This is a genomic window from Mediterraneibacter sp. HA8405, assembly GCF_056148955.1.
In genome coordinates this window covers 1,688,893-1,714,526 of sequence record NZ_CM148758.1, presented here as the reverse complement: position 1 = coordinate 1,714,526, position 25,634 = coordinate 1,688,893, and the positions used below count along the sequence as shown (strand labels likewise).

The following is a 25,634-nucleotide window of genomic DNA, read 5'->3' as shown; positions in this document are numbered from 1 at the left end:
ATGCACTATTCGCTCTATCAGCTTACCTGGCTTTTTATTCTTTACTCTTTGATCGGCTGGGTGATTGGTACCTCTTCTGCCGCTCTTCGTAAAAGGAAATTTATTGATGTAGGAGCTCTTTTCGGTCCTTACTGCCCCTCTTACGGCCTTGGCGGCGTATGTTTTGCAGTTTTTCTTTCAGAACTGAAAGACCAGCTTTTCTTTCTGTTCCTCGGAGGCGTCATCCTGACTTTTTTCCTCAGTGTAATGACAGGTCTGATTCTGGAGAAAATATTTCACCGGAAATGGTGGGATTATTCGGATAAGAGAATGCAGTTCGGAGGCTATGTACGTCTGATCTCTGTTCTTGCCTGGGGCGCTTCTGCTCTGGTCTGCATCCTGTTTCTGAATCCTCTGTTTACAGAACTCATTGCCCTTATTCCGGAACTGGCAGGCATTATCATCCTTTTCGTCATTTGCCTGACCATCCTGATTGATCTGATCGGAACTATCAGCGCCATAACCGTTGTCCGTTCCCGGATTAAAAGAATCATTCTTATAGATGATGTATCCGAAAGCCTGCAGAAGGCTGCAGATGCTATGGGAGAAGGACTGACCGGCTGGGTTCTGAAGCATCTGGAGAAAGCATATTCCGGACTGGACCGCAGAGAACTGGTTAAAGTCCGGAGAGAGGAAAAACTTCATCAGGATGCAGAAGCCGGCAAGCCGGAAATATTTGCCCGGGGCTGCGGCTTTTATAAACTTGCCTGCCTGTTTTTTCTCGGCTCTCTTCTGGGAGATATAACAGAAACTATTTTCTGTTATATTACAATGGGAGAACTGATGAGCCGAAGCAGTGTTGTATACGGCCCGTTCAGTATTGTCTGGGGCATGGGCTGTGTCCTGCTGACTCTCATTCTATATCAGTACCGTGAACGAAGCGACAGTTTTATATTTTTATTCGGCACCTTCCTGGGCGGCGCCTATGAATATATATGCAGCGTTCTCGGAGAGCTGTTTTTCGGTACTATATTCTGGGATTACAGCGGAATTCCCTTTAACCTGGGCGGCCGCATTAATCTTCTGTACTGCTTCTTCTGGGGCATTGCCGCTGTGGTGTGGATGAAATTTCTATATCCCAGACTGTCTGCCCTTATTGAACGGATTCCTGTAAAACCGGGAAAATGGCTGACATGGATTATAGTTGTCTTTATGTGTTTTAATATGCTTATATCCAGTCTGGCACTGTACCGGTACAATCAGAGGCAGACCAACAGCTCCGCTGAAACCAATACATATACGGAATTTATAGATACACATTTCCCGGATGAAAGGATGGAGCGTATCTATCCCAAAGCAAAGCCGGCAAAATAAACCTTCAGGCTGAAAAAAGGAAGAAATCCTCCCGATTCCGGATTTCTTCCTTTTTCTGTCTGCTGTTCTTATTTCTTCGCCTGCGCTTCTTCCGGAAGCAGATTCTGCATGCTTTTCAGGCTGATGACAATGGTCGACGTATTGTGAAGAAGGGCTGATGTTGTGGGCTGTATGACTCCTCCCACGCCCAGGCCGATCAGTCCGGCATTGATGCCTACAATCGCCCGGTAATTTCTGTGAATCCGTTTCATCAATTGATTGGACAGATGTTTCAGTGTAACCAGCTCCCGCAGATCATCCGCGGCAATGGTAATATCCGCGATCTCTCTGGCAATTTCCGCTCCGTCGCTGATTGCAATACCTGCATCAGCGGCAGAAAGCGCCGGCGAATCATTGATCCCGTCGCCGATCATGATTACTTTTCTTCCGGATGCTTTTTCATTTTCTACAAAACGCGCTTTATCTTCCGGAAGGACCTCCGCATAGTACTCATCCACACCTACCCGTCCGGCAATCGAAGCAGCGGTCCGCTCACTGTCGCCTGTCATCATAACTACCTTGGATATGCCCTCTGCCTTTAACAGACGCACCATGTCCGCAGCTTCTTCCCGCAGAGGATCTTCAATGCAGATTACCGCTGTCAGTTCCCCGTCAATTGCAAGATAAAGATGGGAATACTCCGCCGGAAGCGCATCAAACGCTTCCTGTTTTTCGGGGCGAACCGTACACCTTTCATCCTCGAAGACAAAGTGACTGCTTCCTATGACAACTTTCTTTTCATCAATATAGGAAGAAATCCCGTGCGCAACAATATACTCCACTTTCGAGTGCATTTCCTCGTGATACAGTTTTTTCTTCTTTGCAGCGTCCACCACAGCCTTGGCCATGGAGTGCGGGAAATGTTCTTCCAGGCAGGCGGCAATGCGCAAAGCTTCATCTGCCGGGTAATCACCGAAAACCACAACATCCTTTACTGTAGGCTTTGCTTTTGTCAGAGTGCCTGTTTTATCAAACACAATCGTATCCGCCTCAGCCACAGCTTCCAGATATTTGCCGCCTTTTACGGTAATCCCGCGTTGTCCCGCCTCGCGGATGGCAGAGAGGACGGCAATGGGCATGGCAAGTTTCAGCGCGCAGGAAAAATCCACCATAAGCACAGATAATGCTTTCGTGGCGTTGCGGGTTATCAGACCTACTATACCAGTTCCTGCCAGTGTGTACGGCACAAGCCGGTCTGCCAGATGCTCTGCCCTGCTCTCCAGAGCAGACTTCAGTTTTTCTGAATCTTCAATCATAGTCACGATTTTCTCAAACCGCGTGGAACCGGACACGGCCTTAACCAGAATCTCCAGTTCTCCTTCTTCCAGGACAGTGCCTGCATAAACTGTTTTTCCTTTTTCTCTCTGTACCGGAAGGGGCTCGCCCGTCAGAGAGGACTGATTGACCATGCCCTCCCCGCCGCAGACTTCCCCGTCAAAAGGAATCACATTGCCCATATGCACAACTACCACATCGCCGGGCTGAATCCGGGACGCATGAACCAGCACTTCCTGGTCATCCTTTTTAAGCCAGACCTTCTTTACATTCAGGGACATGCTCCGGGCAAGATCTCCCACGGACTTTTTATGCGTCCACTCCTCCAGGAGTTCTCCTACGCCGAGCAGGAACATCACCGATCCCGCAGTATTAAAATCACCCCGGAATACAGACACCCCGATCGCAGTGGCATCCAGTACAGGAACTTCAATCCTGCGTTTTGCCAGGCACCGGATTCCCTGCCAGATATAGCGGATGGCCTTCAGCGTCATCCAGACCTTCCTTACCGGATAGGGGACGATAAGCTTTCCTCCATAATGCAGGATCACCTTTGTGATCAGCTTCTCCCGATAGGTGGAGTTCAGCTCCCTTCCGGAGCCTGCCAGTACATTTTCCGGCACATCTGCTTTTTCGTAGCTGAAGCTTCTGAGCACGGCAACAATCTCTTCCCGGTCTCCTTTATAACAGATGACGGCATCTGCGGTGCGCTCATAAACCTTTGCATCTGTTACATATTCCTGCTTTTCAAGAAACCAGCAAAGAGTATCCGCCTGCGCACATGTCATTCTTCCCTGAACAACATGAATACGCAGACGGCCCTTGATCTCATGCTTTATAATAAATTTCACAGCTTATTATACTGTCTCTTCTTTAAAATCTTCCGCACCTGCATTTTCTGTTTCCGCGTCTTCCTGAACAGCCGCAGCTTCCTCTGCCGCTCTTCTCTCGTTGATCTGCTGAGCCTCAGCCAGAATATCCTCTGCGTTCTCCTGAACTGTAGTAGCCGTTTTCATCACACAGTCCTTCGCGCGCAGAGCTGCTGCTGTACAGTTTGTATATACTTTCTTGGCGTCCTTGCTGGAGAGAACTTTCACGCCTGCTGTTCCGAACAGAACACCTCCTGCAAATAAACCGATTTTCTTTAATGTTGAAACACTGATCATAATTTAAGTACCTCCTGTTATTGTTTGTTATGCCGCATTATTTGTGTTTATAGCCGGTATAAAATACCATGAAAAAGCAAAAGACCGAAGCCCATGCCCAGAATCTGTGCTGCTTCACAGCTCTATCACTCCCTTGTTAATAATATGTAAAATAATCGCCTTCTGTCACATCATAACAACCTGATTTTAAGGTAGTCAATTCTAACAGCAGCTGGTGAGAAATTTTATCATTACTCCTGTAAAAGCTGAAGAACTCTTTACAAAAAGTGCCGGAACCCGCAGAAAGCAGGAAGAACGCCTGCTGTTTCCGGGCGTTCTTCCGTTTAATAAATTCTTTTCAATTTTCAGTCTGTTCTGTTTTTACCGTTTTAATGCCGCTGCTCTGCAGGCGTATTCCGGCTACTTTCTGATCTTTCAGATAACCGCACCGTTTCATTCCTTCCTGGACTACCTTGTTCCATTTCAGCGGAGACAGGTGATATGTGGTATTGTCGTCCAGGATAATCTCGCATCCGCCCGACTGGGCACACTCATCAGAGCACTCCACCCGGTACATGTTCTTTCTGCTGATAGCGCCGATCTCTTCCAGCGCGTTGATCATGCGGTATACCGTCGCAACACCGATTCTGTTATCTGTTTTTGACGCTTTATAGAATATTTCCTTACAGCTTGAACAGTCGTTTTCAAGAATAATATCTATGAGCATAAGGCGCTGCTTTGTAATGCGGCATCCATTTTCTTTCAATTTCTCAATAATCTGTTCCTTTTTAGTCACAGCCGCCTCCTGTTGCTTCCCTGTTCCGTCACAGATGCAGATTCAGAATCTGCCCTGTCTCTGTTATGATATGCTCTCAACCTCAAACCCGGCGCTTTCTACCGCACGTATCAGGTCAGCCTTATCAATATCACGGTCACAGGATACTTCCGCGCTTTTCTTTCTTAAACTGACCTTCGCTGATGCTCCGTCAATCGAATTAATCCCCCTCGTTACACTATTAACACAGTTCTGACAATGCATCCCCGGGATTCTGAGTGTATAATGCCCCGTCACCGGACCGTCCAGTTTCTTTTTCTTTGGCTTTCTGCTCTTTACTGAACCGGATCCGCCTCCACAGCATGCGCCCTCTCCTTTAAAATGTTTAATCGAGCTTTTAATCCCGAAACAGAGTAATACAACTAAAATCAGAATGATGATTCCATTAACCATATGAATCCCTCTTTTTCGCATTTCTCATTTTCTGTTTATGAAATACTGATGACATGATACCCTGTCTTTTCTACTGCATTTTTTAAAACACTGTCTTCGATTTCTCTGTCATAGGAAATCCTGGCACTGTTTTTTGAAAGATTCACCTCTGCCCGGACTCCCTCAATCTGATTCAGTGTTTTTGCCACATCCGCGGCGCAGTGCGCACAGTGCATCCCTGATATTTTTATTGTTTTTCTGCCAATCACCCGTCCATCCAGCTTCTTTTTCGGAAGTCTGGCGCTGCCCGGGCAGCTTCCGCCGGCAGGGCATCCGATACATTTCACGCCGCTTTTCTTTGCCTTTATTATATACGCAGACGCGCTTCCGACTAAAACCGCCAGAACAAGAACTGCTATTACATTTGCCATAAAACATCACCCTTTCTATGATAAACAATACACAGGATCCGCTCTTCTGTAAAGCATACTTCCGGAAATTCCGCCGCGCTTCTCTGCTTTTCATATTAAACGGCGGACAAAGTACGCACCCTGCCCGCCGCTGATTTTTTCGTTATGCTTTCGCATGTAAGCTGTATTCTGCAGTAAATTCTTTATCCGACTTGCGGATTCTCCATATAATGATAGCTGCAAATACCAGAATTGCAATCAGTCCGGGAACAAACGCGGTTCCAAGAGCCCCTGTCGTCGCAAGTGTACCGATCTGGTATACAAGGAACGCCACTGTATAACCTGTTGCCAGCTGCAGGCATATACCGCCGAACAGCCATTTTCCGCTCTTCATCTCCGAGTTCATGGCACCGAGAGCTGCGAAACACGGCGGAGTATAGAGATTAAACATCAGGTAAGCGAGCGCTGCCGCTTTTGTAAGGCCCATAATTGTCGCCACTTCATTTCCGCTGCCGACCAGCGCCATTTCGTCCGGATCAATCAGGTTTGTTACGCCATACACAACTGCCAGAGTAGCTACAACATTTTCCTTTGCGATAAATCCTGTGATAGCCGCCGCGGCCAGCTGCCATACGCCGAATCCCAGCGGGATAAACAGGATTGCAAACGGATGCGCAATACTTGCCAGGATAGAAGTGCTTTCTGCCCCTTCTTCCACAACCTGGAACTGCCAGTTAAAGCTCTGCATGATCTGTACAACCGTATTACATACCAGAATAATTGTTCCTGCTTTTACGATATAAGCCTTTCCACGCTCAAGCATGGATACACAGGCTCTCTTCAGGCTGGGGAGCTTATATTCCGGAAGCTCGATAATAAAGAATGATTTACGGTATTTCTGGCCTGTAATTCTCTTTACAAGAAGGGCTCCCAGCAGAACCAGTACAATACCGACAAGATACATGGTAGCGGACACCCACCACGCGTCTGCAAAAAAAGCTCCCGCAAATAATGCGATTACAGGTATCTTCGCTCCACACGGCATAAACGGTGTAAGCATCGCCGTTGTTCTCCGCTCCCTCTCGTTGCGGATCGTACGGGAGGCCATAACACCCGGGATAGCGCAGCCGGTTCCGATAACCATAGGAATGACAGATTTACCGGAAAGGCCTACTCTTTTGAAAATCGGATCCAGCACAACTGTGGCGCGTGACATATATCCGCAGTCCTCCAGAAGGGCAATCAGGAAATACATTACCATTACCAGAGGCAGGAAGCCGACTACCGCGCCGACACCGCCGATAATACCATCGACCAGAAGGGCATACAGCAGCGGATTTGCGTTTTCCATAAGTCCGCCGACCCAGCCCTGGAAGGTCTCAATCCATGCCACAAGCCAGTCTGCAATCCATGTTCCCAGTGTCGTCTGGGATATGTAGAATACAAGGAAGATAACAGCCGCGAAAATCGGAATACCGATAATTTTATGTGTGATTACCGCGTCAATCTTATCCTGTATATTCTTATCTTTTGTAAAGACTTTCCGCTTTTCCACCTGTTTTACAATGCTGTTTACAAACTCAAAGCGCTTTCTGTCAGCGGCTTCTACTGCTTTTTTATCATGAAGATCAATATCCGCCTGTACATAAGGAGCTTTCTGCCCTTTGCCGTTTAAAGAAGCAGCAGCGGCAACAACCTCTTTCAGACCGGTATGCCCTGAGGAAGTAGAGATTGTCTTGATCACCGGGCATCCCAGTTTCTCTGCCAGCAGTTTTTCATCAATCTTTGTCTGTTTCTTTTCCGTAATGTCGCTTTTGTTCAGAGCCACAACTACCGGAACCCCAAGCTCCAGAAGCTGTGTGGTAAAAAACAGGCTTCGGCTCAGATTCGTCGCATCAACGATATTAATGATCGCATCCGGATGCTCATTTTTAACATAACTGCTGGTAATACTCTCTTCTGAAGTAAAGGGAGACATGGAATAGGCGCCCGGCAAATCTACCGCAACCAGTTCCTCCGCCCCGTCGTAATAAGCCCTTTTGATAAGGCTTTCCTTTCGCTCTACCGTAACACCGGCCCAGTTTCCAACGCGTTCATTTCTTCCTGTCAGCGCATTATACATGGTTGTTTTACCGCTGTTCGGATTTCCTGCAAAAGCAATTCTCATCTGCAATTCTCCTCCTTCATTCCGATTAGAATAAACTAACCTTGGTGTAAAAAAAATAGTAAATAGAATTACTATTTTTTCTTTGTTTTATATTGAAATAGCTTGCGCTAAATCAGTATCAATATTGTATCTTCCATCCTTAATGGAAACCACGCAGCCGCCTCTCACCCGGGAGACCACAGTAATCGGTTCACCGCTGTAGCAGCCCAGAGAAAACAGGAACGCCTCCATCTCCTCATCATCTGTCACAATATTTTTTATGATATATTCCCTGCCTTCTTCAGCGTCCAGTAAATTCATAGTTTCTGATCCTCTCATTTTTAAAATTCAATAATCGTAATACCGTAGATTGTTTCATCTAACAGCTGATAGTTTAAACTAACATTCTGTTTTTGTCAATGCTTTTTGAGATAAATTTTCAAGAAAATACCTTTTGCCGTTATGTTTTCTCTATGTTATACTTATGTATAAATATTGTATTTTGATCGAGGTGAAATTTATGCATGGAAATGAATCTGCTGAAAATTATCTGGAAACAATCCTGGTCTTAAGCCGGCGTCTCCCCGTAGTACGGTCCGTAGACATTGCGACAGAGCTGGATTTCAAAAAGTCCAGTGTCAGCGTCGCCATGAAAAAGTTAAGAGAAAGCGGCCATATTATCGTTTCTCCGGAAGGATATATCACACTTACAGAATCAGGGAAGGCAATTGCCGACTGCATTTATGAAAGGCATACTCTTCTCTCCTGCTGGCTGGAAAGACTCGGAGTAGATCCGAAAGTAGCCGCAGAAGACGCCTGCCGGATTGAACATGTAATCAGTGCGGAAAGTTTTGCTGCTATCAAAAAGCATGTAGGATAAAAAACAGCCAGTATGTTCCGTATATCAGAACATACTGGTTTTTGTTTTCTGCTATTTTACATTTTCGAGAACCGATTTCAGCTCATTTGCTGATTTTGCCAGTTTTTCCATTTCTTCATCACTGAAACTGATCTCAAGGATCTGTTCGGCTCCTCCCTTTCCTACAATCGCCGGTATACTCAGGCACAGGCCGGACAGGCCGTATTCTCCGTTCAGGGAAACAGATACCGGCATTACAGTATGGCTGTCTCTCACGATTGCCTCGGCAATTCTTGCCGCCGCCATGCCGATTCCGTAATAAGTTGCCCCTTTTCGTTCTATTATCTCATAAGCGCTGTCCCGGACGGCATGGTAGATCTCGTCCATCTCTTTGTGAAATGTGCTGAAACCTCGAAGTTTCGCGAACTCTTCCATGCTGATGCCGTAAATATTTGCGCAGCTCCACGCCGCCAGTTCGCTGTCCCCATGTTCTCCTACAATAAACGCATGTACGTTTCTGCTGTCCACATCCAGTTTCTCGCTGAGCAGATATTTTAATCTGGCAGTATCCAGAACTGTTCCTGATCCGATCACCCTTTCTTTCGGGAAACCGGATTCTTCCAGGGCAATCTCGGTAAGAATGTCTACAGGGTTTGATACAACCAGAAGAATTCCCTCACATTTTACCCTCTTGATTTCTCCTATAACAGACCGCATAATCCGGGCATTTTTCTGCACCAGATCCAGTCTTGTCTCCCCTGGTTTCTGATTTGCGCCTGCTGTGATAATTACAACGGAAGCATCCGCGATATCCTCGTAGTCCCCTGCATAAATCTCCATGGAGTGAGCAAAAGGCAGACCGTGACTGATATCCATTGCCTCTCCTTCTGCCTTGGCATGGTTCGCATCGAGAAGCACCAGCTCCGAAAATGTTCCCTTCTGCATCAGCGCATAAGCGATGCTTGCTCCCACAAATCCACAGCCGACTACAGCAGCTTTCTGTATATTTATCATAGTCAATCTCCTCCTTTTTTAATTCCTAGTAAAATACTAGGGATTATTTCTGTCTTTATTATATACTATTTCCAGAAGAAAGCAAGATATTTTACGGTATTTTTTTCCATATTTAACCGAATCAGGCAAGGGAAAATGTGTTATACTGTTATGGCAGTGCTCTCTTTTCATCCCGGTTTCTGATTTTGAATCCGCCCCGCGGATCAGAAGTAATACTACATCCGGCAGAGAGAGCAGAAAATAATCAGAGAGAAGGTATATGAATCATGTCAGAAGAACAGAAGAATAATGAATGCACGGAGGAATCCTGTGCCGGATGCGCACATGCGGACTCATGCAGCAGCAAAAAGACAGACTTCCGTGAACCGGCAAACAAATATTCCCACATAAAGAAAGTAATCGGTGTCGTCAGCGGAAAAGGCGGCGTGGGGAAATCTTTCGTTACAGCCTCCCTGGCCCGCATGGCAAGGAAAAAAGGATTCAGTGTAGGAATCCTGGATGCAGATATTACGGGACCGTCCATTCCGAAAATGTACGGTGTCCATACAAAAGCCCAGGGTACAGAGGAAGGTATTTTCCCGTGTACCGCACAGGACGGAACAGAGATTATGTCCGTGAATCTCCTGCTGCCGGATGAGGAAGCTCCGGTTATCTGGAGAGGTCCGATCATCGCAGGCGTTGTAAAACAGTTCTGGACTGATGTAATGTGGGGAGATCTGGACTACCTGTTTGTGGATATGCCCCCGGGAACCGGAGATGTTCCCCTGACTGTATTTCAGTCTCTGCCTGTTGACGGAGTCGTAATTGTAACTTCGCCCCAGGATCTGGTCCAGATGATTGTCAAAAAAGCCTGCAGCATGGCAAAGCAGATGAATATCCCTGTACTGGGAATTATAGAAAACTACAGCTATGTAAAATGTCCGGACTGCGGAAAAGAAATCAAGGTCTTCGGTGAAAGTCATGTAGACGATGCCGCGGCACAGATGGGCATTCCGGTACTTGCGCGTATGCCGATTGATATGGATCTTGCGCGCGCTGTCGAAGAGGAGAAGTTCTACGAAACAGAGAATCCTTATCTGAAAGAAATCCAGCTGTAGTATATTCTGATTCCGGAATCTTTCTGCTTCCGGAGTCTTCCTGCGGTCCTCCGCTGAAAAAGCGCCGGACTGCAGGAAAACCAGGCAAAAATGTATCTGTAGATAAACAGGAAACCGCAAGGAGAAAATAAATGATAGGACTCAGATCAGAAATATGGAAGGAAGGAGAATACTCCTACCCCGCAGCATATGGCTTTACGCCGATTATTGTAAGTTATGTCCATGAAGACGAGGACATTCATCCGTGTATGCTTGTTGTCCCGGGAGGCGGCTACCGTTATGTATCTTCCTCAGAAGCAGATCCGGCCGCACGGACTTTTTACAGTGCCGGCTACAATGTATTCGTTCTGGCATACACGGTAAACTACCTGGATGAACCTCTGAAACTGCAGCCTCTGATGGATATTTCAAGAGCAGTGCGTATTCTCCGGTATCATGCCGGAGCGTGCCGCATTGATCCATCCCGGCTGGCTGTGTGCGGCTTCTCTGCCGGCGCCCATCTGTGCGCTTCACTCTGCGTCCACTACGCAGACATTTCTGATCCGGATCCAGAATACAGCTCCATATCTGCCCGGCCGGATGCCGCTATCCTGTCCTATCCGGTAATTACAGCGGGAAAATATGCGCACAGAGACTCCTTTACCGCACTTCTCGGAAAAGACGCGGATGAAAAAGAACTGGAATATATGTCTCTGGAAAATCATGTGACAGATGATATGCCCCCCTGTTTTCTCTGGCAGACAGCCACAGATGATTCCGTTCCCGTGGAAAACAGTTATCTGTTTGCAATGGCCTGCAGAAAAGCCGGGGTGCCCTTTGCGCATCATGTCTTCTCAGAGGGAATCCATGGCATGTCCATCGCTACGGAAGAATGGCTGGAAGGCTGTTACGGTGAATCCTACACACTGGAACAGATTGACAGGCTTATCCTGGCTATAGAGCAGGGAAAAACTCCCTGGCCGAAGGAAAAGGCAGACGAAATCCGAAAAGATTTTTCCGGAAAGAGGGACGGAGGGAAAAAATGGGATCCCGAAATCAAAGCGTGGCTGAAAGGTCTGCTGGATGAAGTAGGCATATGGACAGAACTGGCAGTAAAGTGGCTTCGGGGAGAGCTGAATTTATAAGCATGCGGCTCCCCGTTATTTCCGTCCGTCTGTCTGGAATACTTCTCAGCGGAGGGAATCCGCCGCGGTCGTTTTTACACTTATATGCATAGTATAAAAGAAAAAGGACTTTTAGCTATGGCGTATGAAACATTTGAAAAGGTAGAAGGTATTATACAGGGAATCAACCGGGGCGACTCCTGCTGCTCTATGATGCTGTCAGTGATCAGCGGCTCCGATATCATCAATGTAGTAGTGACCGGTGAAACAGTAATTATTGATAATGTCAGGCTCCGTACCGGAATGCGGATTGCCGCGTTCTATGACGCCAATCTTCCCGTACCGGCTGTTTATCCGCCCCAATACCGGGCAGAACTGATTACATCACTGCGCAGAAATCAGGAGGTTATGCTTGCCTACTTCGATGACAGCCTGACGTCCGACGACAATACCCTCCGGCTGAATATCGGTCCTACCACCAATGTGGTGACCGCAAATGGCCAGCCATATATGTGCAGCCCTGAAAACTCAGAATTACTTGTATATTACACTACCTCTACTTTCAGTATTCCCGCTCAGACAACGCCGCAGAAAGTAGTAGTTCTGTGTGAATACTGAGCACAAAGTCAAAAACAGAGCCTTGTCCGGGCTCTGTTTTCTTTATCGGAAAATCTGGAGCTCTTTTCATTTCATTGCATCCAGAAGTTTTCTGCAGAATAATTCCAGCGTTTCACAATATTGATTTGAAATCGGACATTTAATGCAGATTCTGCAATCCGGCATCAAACTGTCATCCGGGAGACCGATAATATAGTCATACATATATTTAAAGAATTCTTTATTTGTGGGCTTTTTATCTTTTGCGGATTTGTTGAAAATGAGTTTAAGAAGTTCTGTATTGTGGGATTCCCAGATGGAATTTACAACAGTTCTGATATTTTTCTCTACACAATTCCAGGATGTGTGGAAGAGAAATGCGATGTCAGGGTAAAGCAGCTTTGTTATACAGTCCAGTCTGTCCTTGTCTTCCATGATAAGCAGCAAACCATGTGTCACATAATTATATCCTGTGTATGACCGATGCACTCCAAAAGAATCCAGGATGTCTTTAATTGTTTTTTCATAGTTCATTTGTATTACCTCATTCCTGCTTGAGATAACCTGCACGGAAAACACATACCTATGGTAAATTGGTGAAATATAGCACACAAGAAATTTTATAGGAAAAATTTCGACCTTAAAAGTCGAATCAGAGTTATATTGCGCCGCCGCTGTATCCGGCTGTATTCACGCTCCGCTGCTGTTAAAAAGCAGAAAGCGGAATACCACTTCATTAAGGTATTCCGCTTTCTGCTGACACGGAGACGGAGGGATTCGAACCCTCGTGCCCCGGAGGGCAAACGCATTTCGAGTGCGCCCCGTTATGACCACTTCGATACGTCTCCTGTTCTGTATAAAGTTGTGGAAATAACACCTTTTATCTGTGCTGTCCACAGCTTTTTTATTATACCAGAGTTTTCTTCAAAAGAAAACCCTTTATTTATTCTTTTCCGTCAAAGCAATACGTACAGAGCCTGCACGGATCAATATCAATAGATGCCCGCAGATCATCCAGACGATGGAAACGCAGGGTCGTAAAGTTCTGAATCTTCCGGATCTCTTCCACCATCTCTGCATAGCGGCAGCTGTCCGGATCCGTATACTCTTCCAGGATTTCCTCCGGACAGTTCTCCCCTTCTTTCTCCTGAATCACCCGTCTGGTAATCAGATCAAGATCTGATTTTGACCGTGAAAAGTTCAGAAACTTACAGCCATATACAAGCGGCGGACATGCCGGTCTTACGTGCACTTCCTTTGCGCCGCTTCTGTAAAGAAATTCTGTTGTTTCCCGAAGCTGCGTGCCCCGGACAATAGAATCATCGATCAGCAGCAGCTTTTTATTCTCAATCAGCGCCTGTACAGGGATCAGCTTCATTCTGGCAATCAGATCTCTCTGGCTCTGGTTTGTAGGCATGAATGAGCGGGGCCAGGTCGGAGTGTATTTGATAAACGGTCTGGCATACGGAATTCCCGACTCATTGGAATATCCAATGGCATGAGCCACGCCTGAATCCGGCACTCCGGCCACAATATCCGGATGTACGGAATCTTTATCCCGCTTTGCAAGCATACTGCCGCATTTGTACCGCATTTCCTCTACATTTACTCCCTCATAGGAAGAGGTCGGATATCCATAGTATACCCACAGGAAAGAGCATATCTTCATTTTCTCTCCCGGAGGCGACATCTGCTCTACTCCTTCCGGCGTGACAAGCACAATCTCCGCCGGTCCAAGCTCCCGGTAGTCCGTATAGCCCAGGTTAATATACGCAAAACTTTCAAAGGACACACAGTACGCGTCTTCTTTCCTGCCAACCACTACAGGAGTTCTTCCAAGACGGTCCCTGGCGGCATAAATCCCGTCCTTTGTCATAACCAGAAGTGTAAGAGAACCATCCACAATCTCCTGCGCATACCGGATTCCTTCTACGATAGAATCCTTTCTGCAGATCAGTGAAGCAATCAGCTCTGTGGCATTAATCTGGCCTCCGCTCATCTCCTGGAAGTGAGAATGTCCGTCCCTGTATGCCTTTTCAAGAAGCTCAGCCTGGTTGTTGATCTTTCCCACTGTTGTAATGGCAAAGCTTCCCAGATGAGACTGAATCAGAAGTGGCTGAGGCTCGTAGTCTGATATACAGCCAATGCCGATATTTCCTTTCATTTCCTCCACATCATGTTCAAACTTTGTTCGGAAAGGAGAGTTTTCTATATTATGAATCGCGCGGCAGAATTCACCGTCCCCGTATGCGGCCATTCCGCCTCTTCTTGTTCCCAGATGAGAGTGATAGTCTACTCCGTAAAACAGTTCAAGAATACAGTCCGTCTTTGACGCCACACCAAAAAAACCACCCATTATATTATCCTCCTGTCTTTTTCCCAATGCATATTACCTCATACAGCATAAGGGAAACCGGATAAAAAAGTCAATACCTGAATAATTTTTTGCTGCCTTATAAAAAGGAAGAACTGTCATGTACGCTCCCGGGAGGCTGCCATTGTTATACAGAGAAAGGCGGCGGCAAACACAAGCTGAATTCCTATGCCCTGCAGAATCTCCTCCTTTACAAGATCCGCGGCAGCCCCGTACTCCGCCACCAGGTTATTGACTCTCTCATACCAGTAAACGGGCAGAAACTGTGCAGCTTTTCTGACTCCGCTGCTCAGATAATCCAGATCTACAAATACACCGCAGATGAAACTCATACTCAGGGAAACTATATTTACAATTCCGCTTAAGGCTTCCGGGTTTTTAACAAACATCCCGATCAGATAAGCGATAGTCACAGATACCAGTACAACTGCTCCGGAATTCAGGAGCAGATATCCCAGAGAGCCGCTTTCATAAATTTCTCTTCCATACAGAAGAAACGCGGCAGCTGTACAGAAGATCCAGAGTGCCAGAGCCAGAACCCCGGATGCCAGAAGTCCTTCTGCCCTCTGTCTCCTGAGCGGAACTGCAGAAGCACACATTCGCCGGGAAATCTGTCCTCTGCCAAAAGCAATCAGAATATATCCCAGGACATAGCACATAACACACAGTACCAGATAAGCCAGATATCTGTAATAGAAGGAAAACGCCGGCATCTCTCCCGCGTTGCCCCGGAGATCTGCAAGCTCCACCTGAGGCTTTTCCTGCTTCTCCAGAGCATCCGCGATCTCTTCCTCGGTAAAGCCTGCCGCCGCCCGGACTCTGGCGGAATTTATGAAGCTGCTGATCTGCTGATCCACATAACTTCCGGTATAAGTACCGGGCATTGTGGTAACCGGAAGAGCCTCCTCCCCCAGAATACAGTTCTCCATAAAATGCTCCGGAATGCGGACCACATATTTTATATTTCCGTAATACAGATTTTCCTGGATCATTTCTCTGTTATCTTCAAGAACCGTGACCTGGTTTGTCTGCCTGAGTGTATCAGTCAAAGCGGCCGCCGCCGGGCCGCCGTCCTCATCCACAACTCCGATGGATATACTCTCTGCCGCATACTCCTGCTCTGCGTTTCTTCCCGCGACTCCCTGAAAAAGCAGCGTCAGGATGAAAAAAATCACCACATAAAGGCAGACCAGCCAGATATTCTTTTTTGTAATTTTCATGTATACCTTAAATACTGCCATACCGCTCCCTCCTCACGATCAGAAACGCGCCGCCGACCATAAGAGCGCTCATTATAATCAGAATTACCATATTATCCGCAAATCTTTCCGGCGCGTCATATACATTAATACAATACAAAGCGTCCGAAATCAGGGCAGCCGGGTTAACACGGCTGAGTACAGGCGCATGCTGCTCTACAGCATCCTTGACTGAAGCGTCCATCAGTCCGGCCAGAAAACTCAGCGACATCGAAATGCCAAGGAGAATGCCGATTCTGATTCCTTCTCCCACCTTTCCCAGACTGCCCACAAAAATCCCCATGGATACACCAAACATGCTTCCCACAAGAACCAGACCTGTCATTTCCGCAAAAGAGCCCGTAAACTCCAGTTTCAGAACATACCTCATATATGCCAGCAGAACAATCATATTTGCGAAATGCACCAGGAATCCTGCTCCGAACTCAGTCAGGATCAGCTTCAGCCTGTGTACCGGCGCCACACATCTGCGGGCTGCCAGAGCAGTCAGATTCGCCTGAAGCCAGAGCGCGCATCCGAACCCGATGAAGCATCCGTAAAGGCATGCCATTCCGATCAGCGCATAAAAAATCTGTACATTGCCGTCAATCGTCGTGCCGCCGAGGCTTACCTGATTCACAGCAGTGTCATATTCTTTCATTTTTTCAAGTGCATCCTGCATTCCCTCCGGGTGAAGCCTGGCAATGTCCTTTACAGCTTCCTCCCCGGACTGATATGACGCGAGTACCGACTGGAGAATGCTTTCCGGAAATCCGTTTCCGGAAACTGTCAGGCGGACATCGTTTCCCACATAAAAGATTCCTTCAGCTTCACCTTTTTCCAGAGCCTTAAGGGCCGCTTCTTCCGTCATCTTTTCGGCACGGATCAGGCCGGAGCTTTCATCCATGGCATCAACAAAAGGGAGAAAACTGTCCACTGCTTCCCCTTCCTCCTCCACAACCACAGCAGCGGGCACAGTCTCAAAGTCGGCCTGATCCATCTGTCCAATAGCAAAATACATCAAAGTCGCAAGAGCCAGCGGAAAGAGGAAAGGCCAGAATACTATGCTGGGATTTCTCAGTTTTGTCAGAAGCGCATATTTCATCTGTTTCAGCATATTATCCTCCTTGCATATTACTTACGGCGCCGTCTTTTCCTGCAGACAGCGTCTCCATATTCTGTATTCAGTCCCGAAGCTGTTTCCCTGTGATCTCCAGGAACACGTCGTTGAGAGTCGCCAGCTGGGAAAAGACCTGTCCGAAGGGGATCTCTCTCTCCTGCAGCCAGCCGAGAATTCTAAGCAGATTATGTTTTGTTCCCGTGCAGCGCACCGTAAGCACCTGTTCCTCGTATTCTGCAGTAAACACACCCGGAAGACTCCGGATCTGCTCCAGCTGTTCTTCCTCCAGAGAAACAGCTTCAATGACAACCGTCTCCCCGGTTCTTATCATTTTCTTCAGTTCCTCCTTTGTTCCGGAGGCAATGCATCTTCCGTGATCCATTATTGCAATTCTGGTACAGATCTGTTCCACTTCTTCCATATAATGGGATGTATAAATAATTGTGGATCCCTGCCTGTTCAGCTCGCAGATGCCTTCCAGTATCTGATTTCTGCTCTGAGGATCAACAGCAACGGTCGGTTCATCCAGAAAGATCAGTCTAGGCCTGTGGGCGATGCCGCAGGCAATATTCAGACGTCTCAGAAGTCCTCCCGAAAGCTTTTTCGGATATACTTTTCTGTATTCCTCCAGTCCGGCAAAATGGATGGCATCCTCCACAAGTTCCCTGCATCTTTTCCGGTCTTTTATGTACAGGCTGCAGAAATAATCAATGTTATCATGTACGGTAAGTTCATTGAATACCGCTACATCCTGCATAACAACACCTATCTCTTTTTTTATCCGATAATTATCCGGGCTCATCTCCTCGCCCATAATACGTATACTTCCCCTGTCAAACTTCAGCAGAGCGAGCATGCAGTTGATCGCCGTTGTTTTTCCGCTGCCGTTCGGCCCCAGCAGTCCGAATATCTCCCCCTCTTTTATGTGGAGATTCAGGTGGTCGAGGGCCACCAGGCTTCCATATCTCTTTACCAGATTCTTGATCTCAATCATCCTGTTTCCTCCTTATTGTCTTCCGGTCAATACCGGTATCAACGCATTATGATTTCACTGTATTTATTCTACTTTACAGAACCTGTTTTCTGTAGTGTCCTGTGTCAGATTGTTACATGACAATTGTCATCTGCTTATGAATTCTTTTGCCCCGGGTAAGGTTTTCATGTATAATAAATATATTAAAACGAAACGGAAGGAGCCGGCTTATGCCTGAATCTATATGAATCACCTGATGAACCTTGCAGCGCTTATGCTTTTCAGCATGTTCTGCCTTTTCTATGTACAGCCTGATATCTGGTTTATACTGGCCTTTCTGGGAGCAGTAATTCTCTGTTGTTCCATATACACACAAAGAGATTCCCTGCTTCCCGCCGCAGGCGGCTTCTGTTATTTTGCCGCCGCAGTATTCTGCCCCTCATTTCTGTACTTTTATCCTGCGGCAGTTTATACAGTATTAAGGAGCCGGAAATATGCTGTGCTGATTCCCGGGGGAATCCTCTTTCTTCTGCTGGGCTCTGTGTACGGCCATCTTTCCCCGGTTCTTATATTTCTGGAACTGTTCTGTTTTCTGGCTGCTTTTTTTCTTGAGAAAAATACAGACCGCTGCGAATTTCTTGAAGAGGAGCTGCGCCGCACCCAGGATGACAGTAAGGAACGGGATATCCTTTTAACAGAAAAGAACCGTACCCTTCTGGAAAAGCAGGATTACGAAATATATAACGCAACGCTCCGGGAACGGAACCGGATTGCCAGAGAAATCCACGACAATGTGGGACACCTGCTTTCCCGTTCCATCCTTCTGGTGGGAGCCGCAAAGACAGTAAATAAGGACACTGCTCTGACTCCGGCCCTGAACTCTCTGGACGACAGCCTGAATCTGGCAATGGACAGCATCCGGAAAAGTGTCCATGACCTGCGGGATGACGCCGTAAACATGGAAGATGCCATCCGTATGCTGATCAAAGATTTTACCTTCTGTCCGGTAGACTTTTCCTTTGACTGTTCCCCTGCCGTGCCAAAGGATGTCAAATACAGCTTTATCAGCATTACAAAAGAAGCGCTTGCCAACGTAATCCGGCACAGCAATGCCACAAAGGTCACCATCCGGCTTCGTGAACATCCGGCCCTGTATCAGCTGTGCATTTCAGATAACGGGACGGGTTCATGCAAGGCCTCATCAGAAAGCGGAATGGGGCTGGCCAACATGAAAGAGCGTATTATTAAATTAAACGGACAGATTCATTTTCATACAGAGAATGGATTTCAGATATGGATTACAGTTCCAAAGGAGGCAAAACATGAAACTGATGCTCGTAGATGACGACTGCCTTGTCGTAAATGCCCTGAAAACCATTCTGGAGTCTCAGCCCGATCTTACAGTAGCGGCTACTGCAGATGACGGAAGTCTGGCTTTCAATCTGTACAGAGAACACAGACCCGATGTACTTCTGATGGATATCCGCATGAAAGGAAAGAACGGACTGGATGCGGCGGCACAGATTCTGGAGACGTTTCCGGATGCCCGGATTCTTCTGCTCACTACATTCTCAGATGATGAATACATTGTAAAGTCACTGAAACTGGGCGCAAAAGGCTATCTTTTAAAACAGGACTACCAGAACATTATCCCCGCCGTGCGGGCAGTGTACTCCGGACAGACTGTTTTCGGAGAAAAAATCGTCTCACGCATTCCCCGGCTCCTTAACAAAAAGAAAGATTTCCACTGTCCTGACTATGGGATCAGTGAAAGGGAACTTGATATCATCCGTCTTATAGCGGAAGGACTGAGCAATAAAGAAATTGCTTCCCGGCTGTATTTAAGTGAAGGCACGGTGAGAAACTATTTAAGCACGATTCTGGATAAGCTGGATCTGAGGGACCGCACCCAGGTCGCTATCTTTTATTACCAGAACATAGACCCGTAATTTTGAAAAGGAGGTAATTTCATGTCAATGCATGCATCTGACCTGGTACTTGTCTCTGCACAGCAGCTGAAACCGATTGATGAGATCAGCGGTTTCCAGGTGCGCCCCGGGTTTTTCCGGGATTTCGGAGCCACAATTATTCCCGGCGGAGTCAACTTTACCATACAGTCTCACGGCGCTGTCTCCTGCGAACTTCTCCTGTTTCACAGAGAGGCGGAGGAACCCTTCGCAGTGCTGAAGTTTCCGGACAATTACCGGATCGGTTTTGTCTATTCCATGATTGTATTCGGACTGGATATCGAAGAATTTGAATATGCGTACCGCCTGGACGGCCCTTTTGATGAAAAGAAGGGGCTTCGCTTCGACCGCACAAAAATTCTTCTGGATCCCTACGCCCGCGCCGTTACCGGACAGAGCCGCTGGGGCCATACAAACAGCGCCTCCCACGGATACCGCGCCCGGGTCGTCCGCTCCAACTTTGACTGGGGACCGGAACGGCACACGCAGATTCCCATGGAAGATCTGATTATCTATGAGCTGCATGTCCGGGGCTATACTATGGATTCTTCATCCGGCGTAACATGTCCGGGCACCTTTCATGGACTGGAGGAGAAGATTCCTTATTTGAAAAAACTGGGGATCAATGCGGTAGAACTGATGCCGATTTTTGAATTTGATGAAATGAGGGACGCGCGCCTTATCGATGAAAACCAGCTTCTGGATTACTGGGGATACAATCCGGTCTGTTTCTTTGCCCCCAATACCAGTTACTGTTCCTCTGTCGAATATAACCGGGAAGGTCTGGAACTGAAAAAAATGATCAAAACCCTTCATGACAACGGGATTGAAGTAATTCTTGACGTAGTATTTAACCATACGGCAGAAGGAAATGAGCTGGGTCCCTGCTTTTCTTTTAAAGGATTTGACAATAACATTTATTATATGCTCACGCCCGACGGAAAATACTATAATTTCAGCGGCTGCGGGAATACTCTGAACTGCAACCATCCCGTGGTGCAGGAGCTGATCCTGGACTGTCTGAAATACTGGGTGATTGAGTACCGTGTAGATGGATTCCGCTTTGATCTCGCTTCCATTCTCGGACGGAATGAGGACGGCGTGCCTATGAATCAGCCTCCTCTTCTGCGCAATCTTGCCTTTGACTCTATTCTGGGCGGAGTAAAACTGATCGCGGAAGCCTGGGATGCGGGCGGTCTCTACCAGGTAGGCTCTTTCCCCGCCTGGAAGCGCTGGGCGGAATGGAACGGACGTTACCGGGATGATATGCGGTGTTTTCTGAAAGGCGATCCGAATATGGCCCGTATCGCTGCCCAGCGGATGATCGGCTCTCCGGATCTCTATGATCCGGTTTACCGGGGCGGCAATGCTTCTGTTAACTTTATCACCTGCCATGACGGATTTACGCTGTATGATCTGTACAGTTACAACCAGAAACACAATGAAGCCAACGGGTGGGGAAATACCGACGGATTTGACGACAACAACAGCTGGAACTGCGGACAGGAAGGGGATACAGACGATGAGACAATTCTGTCCCTCCGCTGGAAGATGATTAAAAACGCCTGTACAGTACTGATGTGCAGCAGAGGAACGCCCATGTTTCTCTCCGGAGATGAATTCGGCGATACCCGGTACGGGAATAACAATCCCTACTGCCAGGACAACGAAATTTCCTGGCTGAACTGGTCGCTTCTTGAGAAAAACCAGGATATCTTCGACTTTTTCCGGTTTATGATCGCGTTCCGCATGGAACACCCGGCCATCCGCAAAGATCTGGAACCCAGCTATATCGGATTCCCCTCCATGAGCCTTCACGGTCTGGCGCCCTGGGAGGCCGACGAGCCGGAAAGTCAGTATGCCGCCTGCGTCCTGTTTGCAGGTTATGACGAAGAAAAGGAACGGGAAGATCTTGTTTATGTCGCCGTAAACGCCCACTGGAACGCGGCCCATCTCACACTTCCCGATCTCCCGGAAGATTATTGCTGGAAAATCGCGGTAAACACCGGCGATCCGAAGCAGCAGACATTTTCCACAGAAGAAATGCCCACAGCAGAAAAAACACTTCTCCTCGGAGAAAGATCTGTAATTGTATTTGTGGGAGAGAATTTAAATTTTTGAGTGGAAAGAACTTCCGCCGGGAAGGCCGGGTATTGTGCCGGATGGATGAGCGAAGAAAATACTTGGATACAGAGGACTGGATGCTCCTTTCGGAGAGCGGCTGCGGGAAATTTCTGCGACTTGAAGCGTAATTTAGTAAAACTTAAAACCCTGAGTACAGGCGTTAGGATTTTCAATGGAGCTGTCCGAACGGAACGTGAGTTTCCATTGAAAATCCTGTTTTTAGCCTGTGCTCAGGGTTTTATAGTTTTAATTATTACGCGGAACGGAGCTGAAATTTCCCGCAGCCGCTCTCCGAATACGATTTCTGTTTCCTCTGTATCGAAGTGTTTTCGGATCTCTCCAGCCCCATACCGCAGATAAATTCAAATTTTCAATCTTCAAAGACTTCTTTCATTTTGTCCATGAAGCCTTTCTTTTTCTTTTTTTCTCCTTTATTCTCATCCGGATTGTCGTTCTGATGCAAAGTATTTCCGGTCAGTTCATCGAACTTTCTGAGAACTTCTTTCGCCTCTGCGCTCAGACGCTCCGGTGTCTGAATAACAAGCGTGACATAATGATCGCCTCTCACCTGCGGGTTTCGCAGAGAAGGCACTCCTTTCCCTTTCAGACGGACTTTTGTATCTGTCTTGGTTCCGGGTCTGACTGTATAGATCACATCACCATCCACAGTCTTTATACGGATATCACCGCCCAGCGCGGCAACTGCGAATGAGATAGGCACTGTTGAAAAAATGTGGACATCCTGTCTCTGAAATACCGGATGATGGGATACATTCACTTCAACAAGAAGATCACCCCTCGGACCCCCGTTTACACCCGGCTCACCTTTGTCACGGATCCGGACACTCTGGCCATTGTCAATACCGGCAGGGATGGATACCTTAATCTTCTTCCGGCTGGATGTATATCCGGTGCCTGCACATTTCGAACATTTCTCTTTTATTACCTTACCTGAGCCACCGCATGTGGGGCAGGTCTGCACATTCTGAACTGTACCGAAGAAGGACTGGGATGTATAAACCACCTGTCCCCTGCCGCCGCATTTTGGACAGGTTTCCGGAGATGTTCCCGGTTTTGCGCCTGTACCGTTACAGTCCTCGCATGGATCCTTTAAGATCAGATCCAGCTCCTTCTCACAGCCGAAGACAGCTTCCTCAAATGTTATACGGATGCTTTTTCTGATGCTGGCGCCTTTCATCGGGCCGTTTCCACCGCGGCCGCCGCGGCGACTGCCGCCGAAAAGATCCCCGAATATATCTCCAAATATGTCACTGAAATCGGCACCGCTGAAATCAAAGCCACCGAATCCGCCTGCACCGCCGGCGCCGCCTTCAAATGCCGCATGCCCGAACTGGTCATACTGACGCCGTTTCTCAGCATCACTTAAGACTGCATACGCTTCAGAGGCTTCCTTGAATTTCTTTTCCGCCTCTTTGTCTCCCGGATTCATGTCGGGATGATATTTTTTCGCAAGTGCACGATAAGCTTTCTTGATCGCCGCTTCATCAGCGTCCTTACTTACTCCGAGCACCTCATAATAATCTCTCTTTGTCTCTGCCATAACTGAAATACTCTACCTTTCACGAAAAAATCTACGAAACCACTCAGTGGTTCCGTAGAATTTTTTCTTATTCTTACCATGAAACAATGGGAAGATTCCCTGTGCTCTGTTCAGATCCGGTGATTTAGACTTCTTTATAATCTCCGTCCACCACATCATCACCCTGGAAACCGTCCGGAGCCGGACCAGCGCCTGCTCCCGGGTTCGGGCCGGCACCTGCTCCCGGATTCGGGCCGCCTGCCGCTCCTGCGCCAGCCTGCTCATACATCTTTGTAAACAGCTTCTGTGCGCTTTCCATCAGTTTCTCTTTCGCAGCCTTGATCTCAGCCACATCAGATTCACTTGTATTCTCAGGAGTGGATTTTGCAAGTACATCTTTAAGTGCCTGCATATCTGCCTCAACTGCAGCCTTGTCGTTTGCGTCCAGTTTATCGCCTACATCTTTGAGAGCTTTTTCTGTCTGGAATACCATTGCATCCGCTTCGTTTCTTGTATCAACAGCCTCTTTGCGCTTTTTATCCTGTGCCTCGAACTCAGCTGCTTCTTTGACAGCCTTATCGATGTCTGCATCAGACATGTTGGATCCTGCTGTGATTGTGATATGCTGCTCTTTGCCCGTTCCCAGATCCTTAGCGGATACATTTACAATACCATTTGCATCGATATCAAATGTAACTTCGATCTGCGGTACTCCACGCGGAGCCGGCGGGATTCCGTCCAGTCTGAACTGTCCAAGCGACTTGTTATCTTTCGCGAACTGTCTCTCGCCCTGTACTACGTTGATATCTACAGCTGTCTGGTTATCTGCAGCTGTGGAGAAGATCTGGCTCTTCTTTGTCGGGATCGTTGTATTTCTCTCGATCAGTCTTGTAGCGACACCACCCATTGTCTCGATGGACAATGAAAGCGGAGTAACGTCCAGAAGAAGGATATCTCCTGCGCCTGCATCACCTGCAAGCTTACCGCCCTGTACAGATGCACCAAGTGCAACACACTCATCCGGGTTCAGGGATTTGCTCGGCTCTTTGCCTGTCAGTCTCTTAACCTCTTCCTGTACTGCCGGGATACGTGTAGATCCTCCGACCAGAAGCACCTGGCCAAGATCTGCTGCCGTAATTCCTGCATCGGAAAGCGCGCGTCTTACCGGCTCTGCTGTCTTGTCTACAAGATCTCTTGTAAGCTCATCAAATTTTGCTCTTGTAAGGTTCATATCAAAGTGCTTCGGTCCTTCGGATGTTGCTGTGATGAACGGAAGGTTGATATTTGTTGTTGTTGCGGATGAAAGCTCTTTCTTTGCCTTCTCTGCCGCTTCTTTCAGTCTCTGGAGAGCCATCTTGTCTCCGGAAAGGTCTACACCTTCTTTTGCCTTGAAATCAGCCAGCATATAGTCTGTGATCATTTGGTCAAAGTCATCGCCGCCCAGTCTGTTGTTTCCAGCTGTGGAAAGAACTTCGATAACTCCGTCGCCGATCTCGATGATAGATACATCGAATGTACCGCCGCCGAGGTCATATACCATGATCTTCTGCTCTTTCTCATTGTCAAGTCCGTAAGCCAGTGCAGCCGCTGTAGGCTCGTTGATGATACGTTTTACATCAAGGCCTGCGATCTTTCCGGCATCCTTTGTAGCCTGACGCTGAGCGTCGTTGAAGTAAGCAGGAACTGTGATAACAGCCTCTGTCACTTTCTCGCCAAGGTATCCTTCCGCATCTGCTTTCAGCTTCTGAAGAATCATTGCGGAGATCTCCTGCGGAGAATATTTCTTTCCGTCAATGTCTACCTTATAATCTGTACCCATCTCTCTCTTGATCGAAGAGATCGTTCTGTTTGCGTTTGTTACGGCCTGACGTTTTGCAGGCTCTCCCACCAGACGCTCACCTGTCTTTGTAAACGCCACAACAGACGGTGTTGTTCTTGCGCCCTCGGTATTTGCGATGACTGTCGGCTGACCGCCTTCCATAACAGCCACGCAGCTGTTTGTCGTACCAAGGTCAATACCAATTATTTTTCCCATAGTAATGCTCCTCCTTTA

At 47.5% G+C, this 25,634-nt stretch carries 23 protein-coding genes and 1 tRNA gene; 8 read left to right on the top strand and 16 right to left on the bottom strand.

What is annotated here, in order from left to right:
* Entirely contained in the window at positions 1–1,353 is a 1,353-nt protein-coding gene (locus tag AC0QUU_RS07990) for a putative ABC transporter permease (RefSeq protein ID WP_474541929.1), read from the top strand.
* Positions 1,354–1,421: 68 nt separating this feature from the next.
* On the opposite strand, the gene AC0QUU_RS07985 is transcribed toward AC0QUU_RS07990, so the two are convergent.
* The 7 genes from AC0QUU_RS07985 to AC0QUU_RS07955 all read right to left on the bottom strand — a co-directional run bounded on the left by AC0QUU_RS07985 (position 1,422) and on the right by AC0QUU_RS07955 (position 7,896).
* Positions 1,422–3,518, bottom strand: a complete 2,097-nt coding sequence (locus AC0QUU_RS07985) for a heavy metal translocating P-type ATPase (RefSeq protein WP_474541927.1) — start codon at positions 3,516–3,518, stop codon at positions 1,422–1,424.
* A gap of 6 nt (positions 3,519–3,524) precedes the next feature.
* A complete protein-coding gene (locus AC0QUU_RS07980; protein ID WP_474541925.1) occupies positions 3,525–3,833 on the bottom strand; it encodes a DUF6110 family protein in 309 nt (102 codons plus the stop codon).
* 337 nt (positions 3,834–4,170) lie between these two features.
* Positions 4,171–4,608 (bottom strand): Fur family transcriptional regulator, encoded by a 438-nt coding sequence (locus tag AC0QUU_RS07975; RefSeq protein WP_474541923.1) that lies wholly within the window; start codon positions 4,606–4,608, stop codon positions 4,171–4,173.
* 63 nt (positions 4,609–4,671) lie between these two features.
* Positions 4,672–5,040, bottom strand: coding sequence for a heavy-metal-associated domain-containing protein (locus AC0QUU_RS07970; protein ID WP_474541921.1), 369 nt, complete (start codon positions 5,038–5,040; stop codon positions 4,672–4,674).
* A 35-nt stretch (positions 5,041–5,075) separates the two neighbouring features.
* On the bottom strand, positions 5,076–5,450 hold the full coding sequence (locus tag AC0QUU_RS07965) for a heavy-metal-associated domain-containing protein (protein WP_474541919.1): 375 nt from the start codon (positions 5,448–5,450) through the stop codon (positions 5,076–5,078).
* Between the two features lie 142 nt (positions 5,451–5,592).
* Entirely contained in the window at positions 5,593–7,596 is a 2,004-nt protein-coding gene (gene feoB / locus AC0QUU_RS07960; RefSeq protein ID WP_474541917.1) for a ferrous iron transport protein B, read from the bottom strand.
* 87 nt (positions 7,597–7,683) lie between these two features.
* Positions 7,684–7,896: a FeoA family protein gene (locus tag AC0QUU_RS07955; RefSeq protein WP_474545543.1), complete on the bottom strand. Its 213-nt coding sequence runs from the start codon at positions 7,894–7,896 to the stop codon at positions 7,684–7,686.
* 199 nt (positions 7,897–8,095) lie between these two features.
* Here AC0QUU_RS07955 and AC0QUU_RS07950 point away from each other — a divergent pair, with 199 nt between their 5' ends.
* On the top strand, positions 8,096–8,455 hold the full coding sequence (locus AC0QUU_RS07950; RefSeq protein ID WP_474541914.1) for a metal-dependent transcriptional regulator: 360 nt from the start codon (positions 8,096–8,098) through the stop codon (positions 8,453–8,455).
* 51 nt (positions 8,456–8,506) lie between these two features.
* Here the strand turns inward: AC0QUU_RS07950 and AC0QUU_RS07945 are convergent, their stop codons facing one another.
* A complete protein-coding gene (locus AC0QUU_RS07945) occupies positions 8,507–9,448 on the bottom strand; it encodes an L-lactate dehydrogenase (RefSeq protein ID WP_474541912.1) in 942 nt (313 codons plus the stop codon).
* 266 nt (positions 9,449–9,714) lie between these two features.
* On the opposite strand from AC0QUU_RS07945, the gene AC0QUU_RS07940 reads away from it, so the two are divergent.
* The 3 genes from AC0QUU_RS07940 (at position 9,715) to AC0QUU_RS07930 (ending at position 12,266) form a co-directional block, all read left to right on the top strand.
* Entirely contained in the window at positions 9,715–10,545 is an 831-nt protein-coding gene (locus AC0QUU_RS07940) for a P-loop NTPase (RefSeq protein WP_474541910.1), read from the top strand.
* A 131-nt stretch (positions 10,546–10,676) separates the two neighbouring features.
* Positions 10,677–11,669, top strand: coding sequence for an alpha/beta hydrolase (locus tag AC0QUU_RS07935; RefSeq protein WP_474541908.1), 993 nt, complete (start codon positions 10,677–10,679; stop codon positions 11,667–11,669).
* A gap of 84 nt (positions 11,670–11,753) precedes the next feature.
* Positions 11,754–12,266: a hypothetical protein gene (locus AC0QUU_RS07930; protein WP_474541906.1), complete on the top strand. Its 513-nt coding sequence runs from the start codon at positions 11,754–11,756 to the stop codon at positions 12,264–12,266.
* 66 nt (positions 12,267–12,332) lie between these two features.
* Here AC0QUU_RS07930 and AC0QUU_RS07925 read toward each other — a convergent pair whose 3' ends face one another.
* The 6 genes from AC0QUU_RS07925 to AC0QUU_RS07900 all read right to left on the bottom strand — a co-directional run bounded on the left by AC0QUU_RS07925 (position 12,333) and on the right by AC0QUU_RS07900 (position 17,971).
* Positions 12,333–12,779: a sporulation initiation factor Spo0A C-terminal domain-containing protein gene (locus AC0QUU_RS07925; RefSeq protein WP_474541904.1), complete on the bottom strand. Its 447-nt coding sequence runs from the start codon at positions 12,777–12,779 to the stop codon at positions 12,333–12,335.
* A gap of 228 nt (positions 12,780–13,007) precedes the next feature.
* Positions 13,008–13,093: transfer RNA gene (locus tag AC0QUU_RS07920), tRNA-Ser, on the bottom strand.
* 95 nt (positions 13,094–13,188) lie between these two features.
* Positions 13,189–14,601 (bottom strand): amidophosphoribosyltransferase, encoded by a 1,413-nt coding sequence (locus AC0QUU_RS07915; RefSeq protein WP_474541902.1) that lies wholly within the window; start codon positions 14,599–14,601, stop codon positions 13,189–13,191.
* 116 nt (positions 14,602–14,717) lie between these two features.
* Entirely contained in the window at positions 14,718–15,860 is a 1,143-nt protein-coding gene (locus AC0QUU_RS07910; protein WP_474541900.1) for an ABC transporter permease, read from the bottom strand.
* Positions 15,847–16,974, bottom strand: coding sequence for an ABC transporter permease (locus AC0QUU_RS07905; RefSeq protein ID WP_474541898.1), 1,128 nt, complete (start codon positions 16,972–16,974; stop codon positions 15,847–15,849). The genes AC0QUU_RS07910 and AC0QUU_RS07905 overlap by 14 nt, the downstream gene beginning before the upstream one ends.
* Positions 16,975–17,041: 67 nt before the next feature.
* Complete coding sequence (locus tag AC0QUU_RS07900) at positions 17,042–17,971, bottom strand: ABC transporter ATP-binding protein (protein WP_474541897.1); 930 nt, start codon at positions 17,969–17,971, stop codon at positions 17,042–17,044.
* A 223-nt stretch (positions 17,972–18,194) separates the two neighbouring features.
* Here AC0QUU_RS07900 and AC0QUU_RS07895 point away from each other — a divergent pair, with 223 nt between their 5' ends.
* From AC0QUU_RS07895 to glgX, 3 genes are read left to right on the top strand one after another with little or no spacing between them, the layout of a single operon-like run.
* The gene (locus AC0QUU_RS07895) at positions 18,195–19,295 is read left to right on the top strand and encodes a sensor histidine kinase (RefSeq protein ID WP_474541895.1); all 1,101 of its coding nucleotides are present in this window, start codon (positions 18,195–18,197) and stop codon (positions 19,293–19,295) included.
* The gene (locus AC0QUU_RS07890) at positions 19,273–19,899 is read left to right on the top strand and encodes a response regulator (RefSeq protein WP_474541894.1); all 627 of its coding nucleotides are present in this window, start codon (positions 19,273–19,275) and stop codon (positions 19,897–19,899) included. The genes AC0QUU_RS07895 and AC0QUU_RS07890 overlap by 23 nt, the downstream gene beginning before the upstream one ends.
* A 21-nt stretch (positions 19,900–19,920) precedes the next feature.
* On the top strand, positions 19,921–22,038 hold the full coding sequence (gene glgX / locus AC0QUU_RS07885) for a glycogen debranching protein GlgX (RefSeq protein ID WP_474541892.1): 2,118 nt from the start codon (positions 19,921–19,923) through the stop codon (positions 22,036–22,038).
* Positions 22,039–22,411: 373 nt separating this feature from the next.
* On the opposite strand, the gene dnaJ is transcribed toward glgX, so the two are convergent.
* Positions 22,412–23,602 carry a molecular chaperone DnaJ gene (gene dnaJ / locus AC0QUU_RS07880; protein ID WP_474541891.1) on the bottom strand — a complete coding sequence of 397 codons (1,191 nt, stop codon included), beginning with the start codon at positions 23,600–23,602 and terminating at the stop codon, positions 22,412–22,414.
* Between the two features lie 124 nt (positions 23,603–23,726).
* Positions 23,727–25,616, bottom strand: a complete 1,890-nt coding sequence (gene dnaK, locus AC0QUU_RS07875) for a molecular chaperone DnaK (RefSeq protein ID WP_474541889.1) — start codon at positions 25,614–25,616, stop codon at positions 23,727–23,729.
* Positions 25,617–25,634 lie beyond the last annotated feature (18 nt).